The following is a 15,228-nucleotide window of genomic DNA, read 5'->3' as shown; positions in this document are numbered from 1 at the left end:
AAACTAGACAGTGATGCCAATTAAGGGAAGAGGTTAGATCAAATTTGGGCGGCTAAAGCATTCAAAGCAGCGACAAAAGACTTTGCTCATCCGGCATGGACGAAATCGCCACGGTTTTTTTCAGGGACATCGGAATGGCCTGCGCTACTGCTTCGCTCAGGCAGAGAAGGCGGATTTCGCGGTGTCCCGACAGGGCTGATCGCAGCTCCGCCAGGTGAAAAAAATCTTCCACCGTCTGCCGGGAATAGAAGAGAACGGCGTTAGGGCGGCCGCCGGAAAAGAGAGCTTCGATCTCAGTCGGGCTCGGAGCAACCGGCGTCATGCGATAGCATTCGGCGACCGAAAAGCAGATCCCGAGTTGGCGCAATCTTGTTTCGAACGTTTCGGCGCGCGGCATGCCGGCAAGGTAGAGTAACTCTTCTGTTGCCTGTGCGGCGACGAGATCGGCGAGATCGCGGCCGTTGCCTGCGGACGCGGCGACCGAGCGGAAACCGAGGCGGCGCGCCTCTTGCGCCGTCATCTCGCCGACCGCAAACAGCGGGCGGAGAAGATGCGGACGAAGTTTCTCGCCGAGCTCGGACACGACCCTGACGGCTTCGGCGCTGGTCACCGCGATCGCGCCGCTGGTGGCTTCGAGTGCGCCTGCGGCTGCGGCACTGTCGTGCTGTGGTCGGCGCAGCGGCAGCAGCAGCGGCTCGTGGCCCATTTCGCGCAGACGTTGTGCTGTTCTTGTCGCTGAATGCGAGGGGCGGGTGACGAGCACACGCATGGCCGCGTCAGCGCCAGTCGTCGAAGAAGGTGCTGCCGGCTCTTGCGCGCACGTCCTGGCCGGCGCGGGTGCCGAGTGCGGCCGCATCGCGGCGGTGGCCGTCGGTCGTCACCGCATGCTGGCTGCGGCCGTCGGGCGTGAGGATCAGGCCGGAGAATCGGATCAGGTCGCCCTCGCAGACGGCATAGCCGGCGATCGGTGTGCGGCAGGAGCCGTCGAGAGCAGTGAGGAAGGCGCGCTCGCAGGAGACAGTGTCGAAGGTCGCGGCATCGTTGACCGCCGCCAGCAGGTCATCGATTTTTGTGTCGCCGACGCGGCTTTCGATGCAGATCGCCCCCTGCGCCGGCGCCGGTGGGAAGGTGTCGGGCTCGAGGATATCGGTGATCACCTCGACTTTGCCGAGGCGTTTCAGGCCGGCGAGCGCCAGCAGGGTCGCATCCACCTGCCCTTCTTCGAGCTTGCGCAGGCGGGTTTCGACGAGGCCGCGGAAGGTAATGACGTTGATGTCAGGCCGCATGCGGCGGATCAGCGCCTGGCGGCGCAGCGACGAAGAGCCGACGGTGGCGCCATGCGGCAGCTCGATGAGCTTGCGCGCGGTGCGGCCGACGACGGCGTCGCGGATATCCTCGCGCGGCAGATAGGCAGACAGGTGAAGGCCGTCCGGCAGATGCGTCGGCATGTCCTTGGCGGAGTGCACGGCAAAATCCAGCTCGCCTGACACAAGCTTCTGTTCGAGCTCCTCGGTGAAGAGACCCTTGCCGCCGATCTCGGCCAGCGACCGATCGGTGATGCGGTCGCCCCTGGTGGTCAGCACGACGATCTCGAACATCTCTTCAGGCAGGTTGTGCGCCGCCATCAGCCTGTCGCGGGCCTCATGCGCCTGGGCAAGCGCCAGCGGGCTGCCCCGTGTGCCGATCCGGAAAGGTTTTGTTTGCATCCGCTCTGTTCCGTTGTTACCGGAATTCTCGTAAACGGGTTTCCGTTCCATCGCAATGAATGAACAGGCCACATGGTTCCCTTTCTGCGCATCCTCGGCATCGAAACAAGCTGCGACGAGACGGCCGCAGCCGTCGTCGAGCGCGATGCGGAGGGGCATTGCAACGTCCTGTCGGATGTCGTGCTTTCCCAGCTCGACGAGCACAGCGCCTATGGCGGCGTGGTGCCGGAGATCGCCGCGCGCGCCCATGTCGAGGCGCTGGACGAGCTGATCGAACAGGCGCTGAAGCGCGCCAATGTGTCGCTTGATGATGTAGACGCCATCGCCGCCACTTCAGGCCCGGGTCTGATCGGCGGACTGCTTGTGGGATTGATGACCGGCAAGGCGATCGCCAGGGCCGCCGGCAAACCGCTCTATGCGGTCAACCATCTCGAGGGCCATGCGCTGACGGCGCGGCTGACCGACGGGCTCTCCTTTCCCTATCTGGTGCTGCTGGTCTCCGGCGGTCATACCCAGCTGATCCTGGTGCGCGGCGTCGGACAGTATGAACGTTGGGGCACGACGATCGACGATGCGCTCGGCGAAGCTTTCGACAAGACGGCAAAACTGCTCGGCCTGCCCTATCCCGGCGGTCCGGCGGTGGAGCGGATGGCGCGCGACGGCAATGCCGATCGGTTCAATTTTCCGCGCCCGCTCGTCGGCGAGGCGCGGCTCGATTTCTCCTTTTCCGGCCTGAAGACGGCGGTGCGGCAGGCGGCGCAGGATATCGCGCCGCTCAGCGATCAGGACGTGGCTGATATTTGCGCCTCGTTCCAGCGGGCGATTTCGCGCACGCTGAAGGACCGCATCGGCCGCGGCCTGCAGCGGTTCAAGAGGGAGTTCCCGACCACCGGCGAGAAGCCGGCGCTGGTCGTTGCCGGCGGCGTCGCCGCCAATCTCGAACTGCGCGCGACGCTGCAGGCGCTCTGCGACAAGAACGGCTTCCGCTTCATTGCGCCGCCGCTCAGCCTCTGCACCGACAATGCGGTGATGATTGCCTGGGCGGGGCTCGAGCGCATGGCGACGGGCGTAGCGCCTGATACACTCGACGTGCAGCCGCGTTCGCGCTGGCCGCTCGATGCCAATGCCGAAACGCTGATCGGCTTTGGCAAGAGAGGAGCCAAGGCATGAGCGAAAAGATCGTCGTCATCGGATCGGGCGCTTTCGGGACGGCACTTGCCGCCGTCATCGCCCTTGCCGGCCGCAGCGCCGTAACGCTCGTCGGACGCAAGCCATCGCTGATGGCCGATCTGAAGAGCGAACGGCTGCATGGTGCCGTGCTGCCCGGCATTGTCTTGCCGGAATCGCTGGAATTCTCCGCCGAGGCGGAGGCGGTCGCCGACGCCTCGATCGTGCTTTTTGCGATGCCCTCGCAGGCGCAGGCCGATGCTGCGCAGCAATATGGCCCCTATATGTCGAAGGATGCCGTTGTCGTCACCTGCGCCAAGGGCATCGAGCGGACGACGGGCAATCTTTTGACCGACATGCTGGAGCGGGAACTGCCGGACCATCCGGTTGCGGTTCTCTCCGGTCCGGGATTTGCCGCCGATATCGCCAAAGGACTGCCGACGGCGATGGCGATCGCGGCTGATGACATGGAGACGGCCGAGCGGCTCGCTCAGGCGATCTCCGGGCGGACCTTCCGGCTCTATGCCTCCACCGATCGCATCGGCGTGCAACTCGGCGGCGCGCTCAAGAATGTACTGGCGATCGCCTGCGGCATCGTCGAAGGCCGCGGCATCGGTGAATCCGCCCGTGCGGCATTGATTGCCCGTGGTCTCGCGGAAATGTCGCGTTTCATCGTGGCCAAAGGCGGTCAGGCCGACACGGTGCGCGGACTTTCCGGTCTCGGCGATCTGGTGCTGACGGCGACGAGCCATCAATCGCGAAACCTGCGTTTCGGCATTGCGCTCGGGCGCGGCGAAAAGACCGATCCCGCGCACGGCGCGCTGGTGGAGGGTGCGTTTGCCGCTTCCGTCGCCTCCCGGCTTGCCGTGGAGCTTTCGATCAGCATGCCGATCACCGATGCCGTTTCCGCCATCATCGACGGCAGGCTCGATATATCGGACGCCATCGAGCAGTTGATGACGCGTCCAATCACCACCGAATAGGAGAATAGACATGCTTTTCGCCCTGCTCTGCAAGGACAAGCCGGGACATCTGAACGTCCGCATAGAGACGCGGCCGACGCATCTTGCCTATCTCGACAAGCTCAATGCCGAAGGCAAGCTCTCCATGGCCGGCCCTTTCCTCGACGACGAGGGCAAAGCCTGCGGCAGTCTGGTGCTTGTCAAGGCGGAGACGGCACAAGAGGCAAAGGCGCTCGCCGACGCCGATCCTTACGCCATGGCCGGTTTGTTCGAAAGCGTCGATATCAAGCCCTTCAACTGGGTCTTCAACAAACCGGAGGCGTGAGCATGGCGCATTGGCTCTATAAATCCGAACCTGCCTCCTGGTCCTGGGAGCAGCAGAAGGCCGCAGGCGAAAAGGGCACGGAATGGACCGGCGTGCGCAACTATCTGGCGCGCAACAACATGCGGGCGATGCAGATCGGCGACAAAGGGTTCTTTTACCATTCTAATGACGGGCTGGAGATCGTCGGCATCGTCGAAGTCGCAGCGCTGTCGCATCCCGACTCCACCGCCAAGGGCGACCCGAAGTGGGATTGCGTCGATATCCGCGCCGTCATGGACATGCCGAAGCCGGTGACCTTGAAGGACGTCAAGGCGAACCCGAAGCTCGCCAAGATGTCGCTCGTCACCTCCATGCGCCTTTCCGTGCAGCCGGTGACGGATGACGAGTGGGCCGAAGTCTGCCACATGGGCGGGCTCGACAATCCACCGCGCTGAAAATCTTTGAAGACCGATCCGGAAGCCTTCATTCGTGCGAATACCAATCTGATGCCGCCGCCGCATGTGCCGGAGATTTCGCTCTATCTGGCGAGCGAGGCACATGAACTCTGGCTGAAAACCGAAGAGGAGCTGGAAGCCATCGGCCTGCCGCCGCCCTTCTGGGCTTTTGCCTGGGCGGGCGGGCAGGGGCTGGCACGCTACATCCTCGATCATCCGGAGATGGTGCGCGGCAAGCGGGTGCTGGATTTTGCCAGCGGTTCCGGGCTTGTCGGCATTGCGGCCGTCATGGCCGGTGCCCGCGAGGTGTTGGCTGCCGATATCGACCCCTGGGCAAAGACGGCGATCCGGCTGAATGCCGAGGCCAATCATGTTGCGCTCGGATTTACCGACGCCGACCTGGTCGGTGCGCGTGTCGAGGCGGATATCGTGCTTGCCGGCGACGTCTTTTACGACCGCAGCTTTGCCGCTGCGCTCGTTCCGTGGTTCGCGAGGCTGGCGGCCGAGGGCAGGCCGGTGCTGGTCGGCGATCCCGGGAGAAGCTATCTGCCACGCGAACAGCTAGAATTCTGTGCGGCCTATCAGGTGCCGGTGACGCGGGCGCTGGAGGACAGCGAAATCAAGAAGACGACGGTCTGGCGCTTCGGCTTAGAGTCTTAGGGCCGGATCACGCAGACATTGGCCTCGTAGCTGCAGGGATCGTCCTGGACGGCGACGTCGATGACCTTCGCTTTCGGCGCCTGGGGCGCGAGCCGTGCGGTCGGATAATAGCCGTAGCCATTGCCCCCGACATAAGTCCCGCCATCGATCTGATAGACATAGGAGCCGGCATAGGTGTCGCCGCTGCCGCCCGGCGGCTGCGGTGCGAAGATGACCAGGCTGCTGCGGGCGATGCGATTTGTCGCAGGGGACGAAAACTGCTTCAGGAACGGCATCCGCTCCCTGCCGTGTCGGCGAACAAAGGCGCTGTCGAAACGGATGTCGCGATCGCGCCAGCCGAGACGTTGGCCGAGAAACAATCCGTTGTGCAAGGTGTGGCGGTGGCCAAGGAAGCGATGATCGGCGAAGCGATGATCGAGACGGCGCTCGCCGGCGGCGGCAGGCAAGGCGACGAGCGCGGCGAGCGCAAGCAGGGCGACTGCAGGCAGACTGCGAAACATGAATGCCGGCCTCCGGAATTGCCGATCGTTAACAAATCGTTAATGCCAGATTGCGCCAAAAGCCGTGGCTTGTCCATGCGCCTGGAAAGACGGCATGAATATTGAGCCGAAAAGACCAGTTTTCGTTGGGCAGTTCCGCTTTCGGCGAAGCGCAGAACCGCTCTAACCTTTTGTTCTTACGCAATTCCGGACGGAAAGGCGCTTCGCAGCTTTTCTGGAGTTTCTGCCGTCCGCAAACTTCGCGGTAACCCGAATCGATTAAATTAAAGGCTCACAGCGATTGTGCTTGTCGTCGGGCTTCCCGGTGAGTAAACGTCGCAATTGATGCAACGCACACAGAGAATTTTGTCATTCGTGTGGTTGACTGAGCATGCTCCGAAATCCGGGAGCGCAGAGAAGCCGCCGCGAGGTTCTGATGGCGAACGTGACAAATAACCGGCCCCTGTCGCCGCATTTGCAAGTCTATAAACTTATTCCCACCATGGTCATGTCGATCGTCCACCGCATCACCGGTGGTGCGCTCTACGTCGGCACGCTGCTCGTCGCCTGGTGGCTGATTGCGGCCGCAAGTGGCCAGAGCTCTTACGACTGGGCCAACTGGGTGCTCGGCAGCCTTCTTGGCAAGCTCGTGCTGCTCGGCTACACCTGGGCACTGCTGCACCACATGCTCGGCGGTTTTCGCCACCTCATGTGGGACCTCGGCCACGGCTTCGAGAAGGAAGTCTCGACCAAGCTCGCCATCGCCAACGTCATCGGATCGCTCTGTCTGACCGTGCTGGTCTGGGCGATCGGCTTCCTCATTCGCTTCTGAAGGCCCTCTCATGGATATGCGCACCCCCCTCGGCAAGGTTCGCGGGCTCGGCTCCGCCAAGGAAGGCACAAGTCACTTCTGGCGCCAGCGGCTGACCGCCGTCTCCAATATTCCGTTGATCCTCTTCTTCGTCATCTTCATGATCACCTATGCCGGCGCGCCCTATGCGGATGTGGTTCGTGCCCTGTCGAACCCCTTTGTCGCTGTCGTCATGGGATTGATGGTGATATCGGGCGTCATCCATATGAAGCTCGGCATGCAGGTGATCATCGAGGATTACGTGCATGCCGAATTCGGCAAGATCGCTCTGCTGATGCTGAACACGTTCTTCGCGATCGTGATCGCCAGCCTCTGTCTCTTCGCCATTCTGAAAATCGCATTCGTAGGATAAGCTCGACATGGCACCCACTTCACCCGCCCAGAACGGCAAGGCCTACAAATATGTCGACCACTCCTATGACGTGATCGTCGTCGGCGCCGGCGGCGCGGGCTTGCGCGCGACGCTCGGCATGGCCGAGCAGGGTTTCCGCACCGCCTGCATCACCAAGGTGTTCCCGACCCGCTCGCATACGGTTGCGGCCCAGGGCGGCATCGCCGCCTCGCTGCGCAACATGACGCCGGACAGCTGGCAGTGGCATCTCTATGACACCGTCAAGGGTTCCGACTGGCTCGGCGACGTTGACGCCATGCAGTATCTGACCATGGAAGCGCCGAAGGCGGTCTATGAGCTCGAGCATTACGGCGTGCCGTTCTCGCGCAACGAGGAAGGCAAGATCTACCAGCGCCCGTTCGGCGGCCACATGCAGAATTACGGCGAGGGTCCGCCGGTGCAGCGCACCTGCGCCGTTGCCGACCGTACCGGCCATGCCATCCTGCATACGCTCTACGGCCAGTCACTGCGCAACAACGCCGAATTCTTCATCGAATATTTCGCGCTCGATCTGATCATGTCTGAGGACGGCAGCCGCTGCACCGGTGTCGTCGCCTGGTGCCTCGATGACGGTACGATCCATCGCTTCGCTGCAAAGATGGTGGTGCTGGCGACCGGCGGCTACGGCCGCGCCTATTTCTCGGCGACCTCGGCCCATACCTGCACCGGTGACGGCGGCGGCATGGTGGCACGCGCCGGCCTGCCGCTTCAGGACATGGAATTCGTGCAGTTCCACCCGACCGGCATCTACGGTTCGGGCTGTCTGATCACCGAAGGTGCGCGCGGCGAAGGCGGTTACCTCGTCAACTCCGAGGGTGAGCGCTTCATGGAGCGTTATGCACCTTCGGCCAAGGATCTTGCCTCGCGCGATGTCGTCTCGCGCTGCATGACGCTGGAGATCCGCGAAGGCCGCGGCGTCGGCAGGAACAAGGATCACATCTTCCTGCATCTCGACCATCTCGATCCGGCGGTTCTGCATGAGCGCCTGCCGGGGATTTCCGAGAGCGCCAAGATTTTTGCCGGCGTCGACGTCACGCGCGAACCGATCCCGGTTCTGCCGACCGTGCATTACAATATGGGCGGCATTCCCACCAATTACTGGGGCGAAGTGCTGAACGCCGACGCCGCCAATCCGGAGCGGATCATCCCCGGCCTGATGGCTGTGGGTGAAGCCGGCTGTGCCTCCGTGCACGGCGCCAACCGCCTCGGCTCCAACTCGCTGATCGACCTCGTGGTCTTTGGCCGCGCCGCCGCGATCCGCGCCGGCGAGGTGATCGACCGCGCGGAGCCGATCCCGCATCTCAACGTGGCCGCCTGCGACAAGATCATGGACCGCTTCGACGGCCTGCGTCACGCCAGCGGCGGCACGCCGACGGCTGTGCTGCGCGAGAAGATGCAGCGCGCTATGCAGGAAGACGCCGCCGTCTTCCGCACGCAGGAATCGCTGGAATCCGGTTGCCGGCGTATTTCGGCGATCTGGGGCGAAATGAAGGACATCAAGGTCACCGACCGGTCGATGGTCTGGAACTCCGATCTCGTGGAAACGCTCGAGCTGCAGAACCTGATGGCAAACGCCATCACGACGATCTACGGCGCCGAGGCCCGCAAGGAGAGCCGCGGTTCGCACGCCCGCGAGGATTACACCGAGGGCGCATTCGCCGGCCGCGACGACGTCAACTGGCGCAAGCATACGCTCGCCTGGGTGAGCGAGGCAGGCGAGGTGAAACTCGACTACCGGCCTGTCCACACCGAGCTGATCGCCGAAGGCATCGATCCGCACAAGATCGAACCGAAGGCGCGCGTCTACTGATTTCAAGAGGAACCCGGCATGGTTGAACTCGCTCTCCCCAAAAATTCCCAGATGCGCGAAGGCAAGGTCTGGCCGAAGCCGGCCGGTGCGACCAACACGCGCGAATTCCGCGTCTACCGCTGGAGCCCGGACGATGGCCAGAATCCGTCGATCGACACCTTCTATATCGATGTCGACGATTGCGGCCCGATGGTGCTCGACGGTCTGCTCTACATCAAGAACAAGATCGACCCGACGCTGACGCTGCGCCGCTCCTGTCGCGAAGGGATCTGCGGTTCCTGCGCGATGAACATCGACGGCACCAACACGCTTGCCTGCACGAAGGGCCTCGACGATATCACGGGCGCGGTGAAGATCTATCCGCTGCCGCATCTGCCTGTCGTCAAGGATCTGGTGCCCGATCTCAGCAACTTCTACGCCCAGCATCGCTCAATCGAGCCCTGGCTGAAGACGGTGTCGCCGACGCCGGCCAAGGAATGGAAGCAGAGCCATGAGGACCGGCAGAAGCTCGACGGTCTTTATGAATGCATCCTCTGCGCCTGCTGCTCGACCTCCTGTCCGAGCTACTGGTGGAACGGCGACCGTTATCTCGGTCCGGCCGTTCTGCTGCAGGCCTATCGCTGGCTGATCGATTCCAGAGACGAGGCGACCGGCGAACGTCTCGACAACCTCGAGGATCCGTTCCGCCTCTACCGCTGCCATACGATCATGAACTGCGCGCAGACCTGCCCGAAGGGCCTCAACCCGGCCAAGGCAATCGCCGAAATCAAGAAGATGATGGTCGAGCGCCGGGTCTGATTGGTATGCATGCCACTCGACTGGACGGCTTCGATCCCGGAGCCGTCGCGGAGATCACGCATCGGTTTGGCGATCGAAAGCGGCAATCGCGCCTGGGGCTTTCCGCCTCGCGATCATCATGGTGCCGGGAAGGTTGCGGCAAATTATGTCGGGCTTATGCGGCAACATTTTCAAGACCACGGCGAAGCCGGTGTGGGCTATTCCTGCGCAGTTTGTTCGAGCACTATTCAGAGACCTTGCGGGCGTTTGGCAGAAATCCTGGCAGAGATGAGCGTGCGCAACACCTTGCTGACAAATTCTATGTGCAGGAAGTTTTGCAGCAGGGCAGTTGAACTGTATCGTTTTTCGGTTAGGTGTTGTCACGGGCAATTTCTGCAACCCGACTTGATTAACCAAAGCGAATTACGATAATCGAACTTGTCTCACGCCCGTTCTTTGCGGCGATAGCCGAATTCAGGAGTATGATGATGCAGTTGCGATATGCGATGACAGGTCTGGTGGTGGCTCTCGCGCTAGCCGGTTGTCAGCGTACGGCATATGATTACAGCTCCAACTCGAACGCCGGGCCGGCGCCGTTGACGGCGCAGCCTGTCCCCTCCGTCCAGGGCGGCCAGCTTCCGCCGCCGACCGGCAGCTCGCAGTTTCCGGCCGCGCCGACGGCGACGGCACCGATGCCTGGGGCACAGTCCGGCGCCATGGCTGCGAATGCGCTCGACGTCACCAAGGAATCGATGGTCGGAAGCTGGCGCGTCAACGGCAGCTGTGACATGTTCCTGACGCTCACCAATCTCGGCAGCGGCTCGCGTGGCGGCACGCGCGGCTGCGTCGGCGAGCTGACGGCGATGGGCTCCTGGGAGGTCGCGGGCAAGCAGGTGCTGCTCAAGGATCGTTCGGGCAACCAGATCGGCAGCGTCTACAAGACGGCCGACAATCGCTTCCAGGGCCAGACCAATACCGGTCAGCAGATCAGCCTCAGCCGGTAATTAACCGGCGCGGTAATCAAACCGGCGCGGTAAACGATCCGGCGGCGCCCCGCCGATGACCGACAGGCGGACATGCCCTTATGCAGCCAATGCCAGATTATGCGCTCAGCGTCTGCGAACAGCTTAAATCGCTGACGCTTTCCGGTGCTTTGCAGGTCGATTCCGCCCAGATGGATGTGGCCAAAAGCCTGGATCGGGTGCTCGCCGGGCTGAAGCAGCAGCGACCGGCGGCGAAATCGAGCGCGCTGGGCTGGCTGTTCGCCTCGAAGAAGAAAGCCGCAGGCGGCATCAAGGGGCTTTACATTCACGGCAGCGTCGGACGCGGCAAGACCATGCTGATGGACATGTTCTTTGCCATGGCGCCGTGCAGGAAGAAGCGCCGGGCGCATTTCCATGAATTCATGGCGGATGTGCACAACCGTATCGCGGCACACCGGCTGAAGCTCAAGAACGGCGAGACGAAGCAAGCCGATCCGATGCCGCCGGTGGCCGCAGCCCTTTACGAGGAAGCGGAACTGCTCTGCTTCGATGAATTCACCGTCACCGACATTGCCGACGCGATGATCCTGTCGCGGTTGTTTTCCGAACTCTTTTCGCGGGGATGCGTGCTGATCGCGACCTCGAACGTCGAACCGGACAATCTCTACAAGGATGGGCTCAATCGCGGCCTGTTCCTGCCCTTCCTCGCTCTACTCAAGCAGCATGTCGACGTCGTCACGCTGGATTCGCCGACCGATTACCGGATGGAGAAGCTGAACAGCCAGCCGGTTTATCTCGTGCCAATCAGCGAACATAACGACATGGCGATGGAGGCGTCCTGGACGCAGGCGCTGCATGGGCGCAAGGCGCAGCCGCTCGATATTCCGATGAAGGGGCGCTCCATCCACGTGCCGCTTGCCGCTGACCGGATGGCGCGCTTCTCTTTCGCCGATCTCTGCGACAAGCCGCTCGGGGCCGCCGACTTCCTGGCCATCGCCGAACGCTTCGATGTGGTCTTCCTCGATCACGTTCCGTTGCTCGGGCCGGAGAAGCGGAACCAGATCAAGCGTTTCATCATTCTGGTCGATACGCTCTACGATCATGCCGTGCGGCTTTACATATCCGCGGCGGCGTTGCCGGAGGACCTGCTCGTCAACCGCCGGGGCACCGAGGGCTTTGAATTCGATCGCACGGCCTCGCGCCTGTTCGAGATGCGGAGCGCGGAATATCTTGCGCTGCACCATGAGAAACGCGCCGCAGAGTAACAACCCAGTGACAAAATCTCTTACGTTTACGTAAGAATTTTTGTATCTAAACGATTGAAAATGCTGCATCAAAATTAATGGATTGCCATTTTTAGCCTTTGGGTCTATGCGAGTGCGTCATTGGGCGGTGCCTTCAAGCGTCGTTCGACGAATTTGATCGCAAAGGAAACAGCGAAATGGCGCGTAACAAGATCGCACTCATTGGTTCTGGCATGATTGGTGGCACGCTGGCGCATCTCGCCGGCCTGAAGGAACTGGGCGACATCGTCCTCTTCGACATCGCCGACGGCATCCCCCAGGGCAAGGGCCTCGACATCGCACAGTCCTCTCCGGTCGAAGGCTTCGACGCCAATCTGACCGGCGCCAGCGACTATTCGGCGATCGAAGGTGCCGACGTCTGCATCGTCACCGCCGGCGTCCCGCGCAAGCCGGGCATGAGCCGCGACGACCTTCTCGGCATCAACCTCAAGGTCATGGAGCAGGTCGGCGCCGGCATCAAGAAGTATGCCCCGAACGCCTTCGTGATCTGCATCACCAATCCGCTCGATGCCATGGTCTGGGCCTTGCAGAAGTTCTCGGGCCTTCCGGCCAACAAGGTCGTCGGCATGGCCGGTGTTCTCGACTCCTCGCGCTTCCGTCTCTTCCTCGCCAAGGAATTCAACGTCTCCGTTCAGGACGTGACGGCCTTCGTGCTCGGCGGCCACGGCGACACGATGGTGCCGCTCGCCCGCTACTCGACGGTCGGCGGCATTCCGCTCACCGACCTCGTCACCATGGGCTGGGTCACCAAGGAGCGCCTCGAAGAGATCATCCAGCGCACCCGTGACGGCGGCGCCGAGATCGTCGGCTTGCTGAAGACCGGTTCGGCCTATTATGCGCCGGCTGCCTCGGCGATCGAAATGGCCGAATCCTACCTCAAGGACAAGAAGCGCGTCCTACCTTGCGCGGCCCATCTGACCGGCCAGTACGGCGTCAAGGATATGTATGTCGGCGTTCCCACCGTCATCGGCGCCGGCGGCGTCGAGCGTGTCATCGAGATCGACCTCAACAAGACAGAGAAGGAAGCCTTCGACAAGTCCGTCGGCGCCGTTGCCGGTCTCTGCGAAGCCTGCATCAACATCGCGCCTGCCCTGAAGTAATCGGCGCTGAAGTAATCGAAACAGGGATAGACCCATGAACATTCATGAATATCAGGCCAAGGCTCTGCTGAAGGGCTATGGCGCACCGGTTGCCGAGGGTGTGGCAATTCTCAAGGTTGAAGAGGCCGAGGCGGCCGCCAAGTCGCTTCCCGGCCCGCTTTACGTGGTCAAGAGCCAGATCCACGCGGGCGGCCGCGGCAAGGGCAAGTTCAAGGAACTGTCGCCGGAAGCCAAGGGCGGCGTACGTCTCGCCAAGTCGATCGAAGACGTCGTTGCCAATGTCAAGGAGATGCTCGGCAACACGCTGGTGACTGCGCAGACCGGCGTCGCCGGCAAGCAGGTCAATCGCCTCTATATCGAAGAGGGCGCCGACATCGAACGCGAACTCTACTGCTCGCTGCTGGTCGACCGCTCGGTCGGTAAGGTCGCCTTCGTCGTGTCCACCGAAGGCGGCATGGACATTGAAGCTGTCGCCCACGATACGCCCGAGAAGATCCAGACCATCGCCATCGATCCGGAAGCCGGCGTGACGGCTGCCGACGTCGCCAAGATCTCCGCCGCTCTCAAGCTCGAAGGCGCTGCCGCAGAAGACGCCAAGTCGCTCTTCCCGCTGCTCTACAAGGCCTTCAACGAGAAGGACATGTCCCTTCTCGAAATCAATCCGCTGATCGTCATGAAGAATGGCCATCTGCGCGTCCTCGACGCCAAGATGTCGTTCGACGGCAATGCGCTCTTCCGTCACGACGACGTCCGGGCGCTGCGCGACGAGACCGAAGAAGACGCCAAGGAAATCGAGGCTTCCAAGTGGGACCTCGCCTATGTTGCGCTCGACGGCAATATCGGCTGCATGGTCAACGGCGCGGGCCTCGCCATGGCGACGATGGACATCATCAAGCTGTACGGCAAGGAGCCGGCCAACTTCTGCGACGTCGGCGGCGGCGCCGGCAAGGAGAAGGTCGCTGCGGCGTTCAAGATCATCACCGCAGACCCCAAGGTCGAAGGCATTCTCGTCAACATCTTCGGCGGCATCATGAAGTGCGACGTCATCGCCGAGGGCGTCATTGCCGCGGTCAAGGAAGTCGGCCTCAAGGTTCCGCTCGTCGTGCGCCTTGAAGGCACCAATGTCGAGCTCGGCAAGAAGATCCTGAACGAGTCGGGTCTCGCGATCACGGCGGCTGACGACTTGGACGATGCGGCCAAGAAGATCGTCGCGGCGATCAACGGCTAATTTTGAGGGATCGGAAAGAATGTCTATTCTCGTCAATAAAGACACCAAGGTCCTCGTTCAGGGTCTGACCGGCAAGACCGGCACGTTCCACACCGAACAGGCGCTCGCTTACTACGGCACCCAGATGGTCGGCGGTATCCACCCGAAGAAGGGCGGCGAAACCTGGACCGGCGCGAAGGGCGAAAGCCTGCCGATCTTCGCGACCGTCGCCGAAGGCAAGGAAAAGACCGGCGCCAACGCATCGGTCATCTACGTTCCGCCGGCCGGCGCTGCCGACGCGATCATCGAAGCGATCGACGCCGAGATCCCGTTCATCACCTGCATCACCGAAGGCATCCCGGTCATGGACATGGTGCGCGTCAAGGCGCGCCTCGACCGCTCCAAGTCGCGACTGCTTGGGCCGAACTGCCCGGGCATCATGACGCCGGAAGAGTGCAAGATCGGCATCATGCCGGGCTCGATCTTCCGCAAGGGCTCGGTCGGCATCGTCTCCCGCTCGGGCACGCTGACCTATGAAGCGGTGTTCCAGACCTCCAACGAAGGTCTCGGCCAGACGACGGCCGTCGGCATCGGCGGCGACCCGGTCAAGGGCACCGAGTTCATCGACGTGCTCGAGATGTTCCTCGCCGACGAAGCCACGACCTCGATCATCATGATCGGCGAAATCGGCGGTTCTGCTGAAGAAGACGCGGCTCAGTTCCTCAAGGACGAAGCCAAGAAGGGCCGCAAGAAGCCGATGGCCGGCTTCATCGCCGGCCGTACGGCGCCGAAGGGGCGCACCATGGGCCATGCCGGCGCCGTGGTATCCGGCGGCAAGGGCGATGCGGAATCGAAGATCGCAGCGATGGAATCGGCAGGCATTCGCGTCTCGCCGTCTCCGGCCCGCCTCGGCAAGACCTTGGTTGAAGTCCTCAAGGGCTAAGCCAGCCATATAGACCGGGCGGAAGAGCGGCATCTGCGTTTCCGCCCGGTGTGACAGCACGAGACTAGCAGATGCGCCGCGGACAGGCGGCAATCGGAATGCGGCAGCC

At 62.4% G+C, this 15,228-nt stretch carries 17 protein-coding genes; 14 read left to right on the top strand and 3 right to left on the bottom strand.

Annotated features, from left to right (window positions below):
• Positions 1 to 61 precede the first annotated feature (61 nt).
• The gene (locus B5E41_RS02885; protein WP_088390924.1) at positions 62 to 769 is read right to left on the bottom strand and encodes a uroporphyrinogen-III synthase; all 708 of its coding nucleotides are present in this window, start codon (positions 767 to 769) and stop codon (positions 62 to 64) included.
• 7 nt (positions 770 to 776) lie between these two features.
• Complete coding sequence (gene hemC / locus B5E41_RS02880; RefSeq protein WP_088390922.1) at positions 777 to 1,706, bottom strand: hydroxymethylbilane synthase; 930 nt, start codon at positions 1,704 to 1,706, stop codon at positions 777 to 779.
• A 72-nt stretch (positions 1,707 to 1,778) separates the two neighbouring features.
• On the opposite strand from hemC, the gene tsaD reads away from it, so the two are divergent.
• From tsaD to B5E41_RS02855, 5 genes are read left to right on the top strand one after another with little or no spacing between them, the layout of a single operon-like run.
• A complete protein-coding gene (gene tsaD, locus B5E41_RS02875) occupies positions 1,779 to 2,876 on the top strand; it encodes a tRNA (adenosine(37)-N6)-threonylcarbamoyltransferase complex transferase subunit TsaD (protein WP_088390920.1) in 1,098 nt (365 codons plus the stop codon).
• On the top strand, positions 2,873 to 3,856 hold the full coding sequence (locus B5E41_RS02870) for an NAD(P)H-dependent glycerol-3-phosphate dehydrogenase (RefSeq protein WP_088390918.1): 984 nt from the start codon (positions 2,873 to 2,875) through the stop codon (positions 3,854 to 3,856). The genes tsaD and B5E41_RS02870 overlap by 4 nt, the downstream gene beginning before the upstream one ends.
• Positions 3,857 to 3,866: 10 nt before the next feature.
• Positions 3,867 to 4,160 carry a YciI-like protein gene (locus tag B5E41_RS02865; RefSeq protein WP_064805448.1) on the top strand — a complete coding sequence of 98 codons (294 nt, stop codon included), beginning with the start codon at positions 3,867 to 3,869 and terminating at the stop codon, positions 4,158 to 4,160.
• Between the two features lie 2 nt (positions 4,161 to 4,162).
• Positions 4,163 to 4,594, top strand: a complete 432-nt coding sequence (locus B5E41_RS02860; protein ID WP_088390916.1) for an EVE domain-containing protein — start codon at positions 4,163 to 4,165, stop codon at positions 4,592 to 4,594.
• A gap of 6 nt (positions 4,595 to 4,600) precedes the next feature.
• A complete protein-coding gene (locus B5E41_RS02855; RefSeq protein WP_088390914.1) occupies positions 4,601 to 5,254 on the top strand; it encodes a class I SAM-dependent methyltransferase in 654 nt (217 codons plus the stop codon).
• Here the strand turns inward: B5E41_RS02855 and B5E41_RS02850 are convergent.
• Positions 5,251 to 5,754, bottom strand: a complete 504-nt coding sequence (locus tag B5E41_RS02850; protein WP_088390912.1) for a hypothetical protein — start codon at positions 5,752 to 5,754, stop codon at positions 5,251 to 5,253. The genes B5E41_RS02855 and B5E41_RS02850 overlap by 4 nt on opposite strands.
• A gap of 415 nt (positions 5,755 to 6,169) precedes the next feature.
• On the opposite strand from B5E41_RS02850, the gene sdhC reads away from it, so the two are divergent.
• The 9 genes from sdhC (at position 6,170) to sucD (ending at position 15,119) form a co-directional block, all read left to right on the top strand.
• Positions 6,170 to 6,565 carry a succinate dehydrogenase, cytochrome b556 subunit gene (gene sdhC, locus B5E41_RS02845; RefSeq protein WP_064805441.1) on the top strand — a complete coding sequence of 132 codons (396 nt, stop codon included), beginning with the start codon at positions 6,170 to 6,172 and terminating at the stop codon, positions 6,563 to 6,565.
• A 10-nt stretch (positions 6,566 to 6,575) separates the two neighbouring features.
• Complete coding sequence (sdhD, locus tag B5E41_RS02840) at positions 6,576 to 6,956, top strand: succinate dehydrogenase, hydrophobic membrane anchor protein (protein WP_064805439.1); 381 nt, start codon at positions 6,576 to 6,578, stop codon at positions 6,954 to 6,956.
• A 7-nt stretch (positions 6,957 to 6,963) separates the two neighbouring features.
• Positions 6,964 to 8,805, top strand: coding sequence for a succinate dehydrogenase flavoprotein subunit (gene sdhA, locus B5E41_RS02835; RefSeq protein WP_088390910.1), 1,842 nt, complete (start codon positions 6,964 to 6,966; stop codon positions 8,803 to 8,805).
• 18 nt (positions 8,806 to 8,823) lie between these two features.
• Positions 8,824 to 9,603 (top strand): succinate dehydrogenase iron-sulfur subunit, encoded by a 780-nt coding sequence (locus B5E41_RS02830; RefSeq protein ID WP_011427088.1) that lies wholly within the window; start codon positions 8,824 to 8,826, stop codon positions 9,601 to 9,603.
• 467 nt (positions 9,604 to 10,070) lie between these two features.
• Positions 10,071 to 10,586, top strand: a complete 516-nt coding sequence (locus B5E41_RS02825) for a protease inhibitor Inh/omp19 family protein (protein ID WP_088391343.1) — start codon at positions 10,071 to 10,073, stop codon at positions 10,584 to 10,586.
• A gap of 80 nt (positions 10,587 to 10,666) precedes the next feature.
• On the top strand, positions 10,667 to 11,830 hold the full coding sequence (gene zapE / locus B5E41_RS02820) for a cell division protein ZapE (RefSeq protein ID WP_088390908.1): 1,164 nt from the start codon (positions 10,667 to 10,669) through the stop codon (positions 11,828 to 11,830).
• 176 nt (positions 11,831 to 12,006) lie between these two features.
• The gene (gene mdh, locus B5E41_RS02815; protein WP_010034465.1) at positions 12,007 to 12,969 is read left to right on the top strand and encodes a malate dehydrogenase; all 963 of its coding nucleotides are present in this window, start codon (positions 12,007 to 12,009) and stop codon (positions 12,967 to 12,969) included.
• A 34-nt stretch (positions 12,970 to 13,003) separates the two neighbouring features.
• Positions 13,004 to 14,197, top strand: a complete 1,194-nt coding sequence (gene sucC, locus B5E41_RS02810) for an ADP-forming succinate--CoA ligase subunit beta (protein ID WP_088390906.1) — start codon at positions 13,004 to 13,006, stop codon at positions 14,195 to 14,197.
• 19 nt (positions 14,198 to 14,216) lie between these two features.
• On the top strand, positions 14,217 to 15,119 hold the full coding sequence (sucD, locus tag B5E41_RS02805; RefSeq protein WP_088390904.1) for a succinate--CoA ligase subunit alpha: 903 nt from the start codon (positions 14,217 to 14,219) through the stop codon (positions 15,117 to 15,119).
• The last annotated feature ends 109 nt before the right edge of the window (positions 15,120 to 15,228 follow it).

The organism is Rhizobium esperanzae, from assembly GCF_002204185.1.
Classification (GTDB): Bacteria; Pseudomonadota; Alphaproteobacteria; order Rhizobiales; family Rhizobiaceae; genus Rhizobium; species Rhizobium esperanzae.
This window is presented reverse-complemented; position numbering and strand designations above follow the sequence as displayed.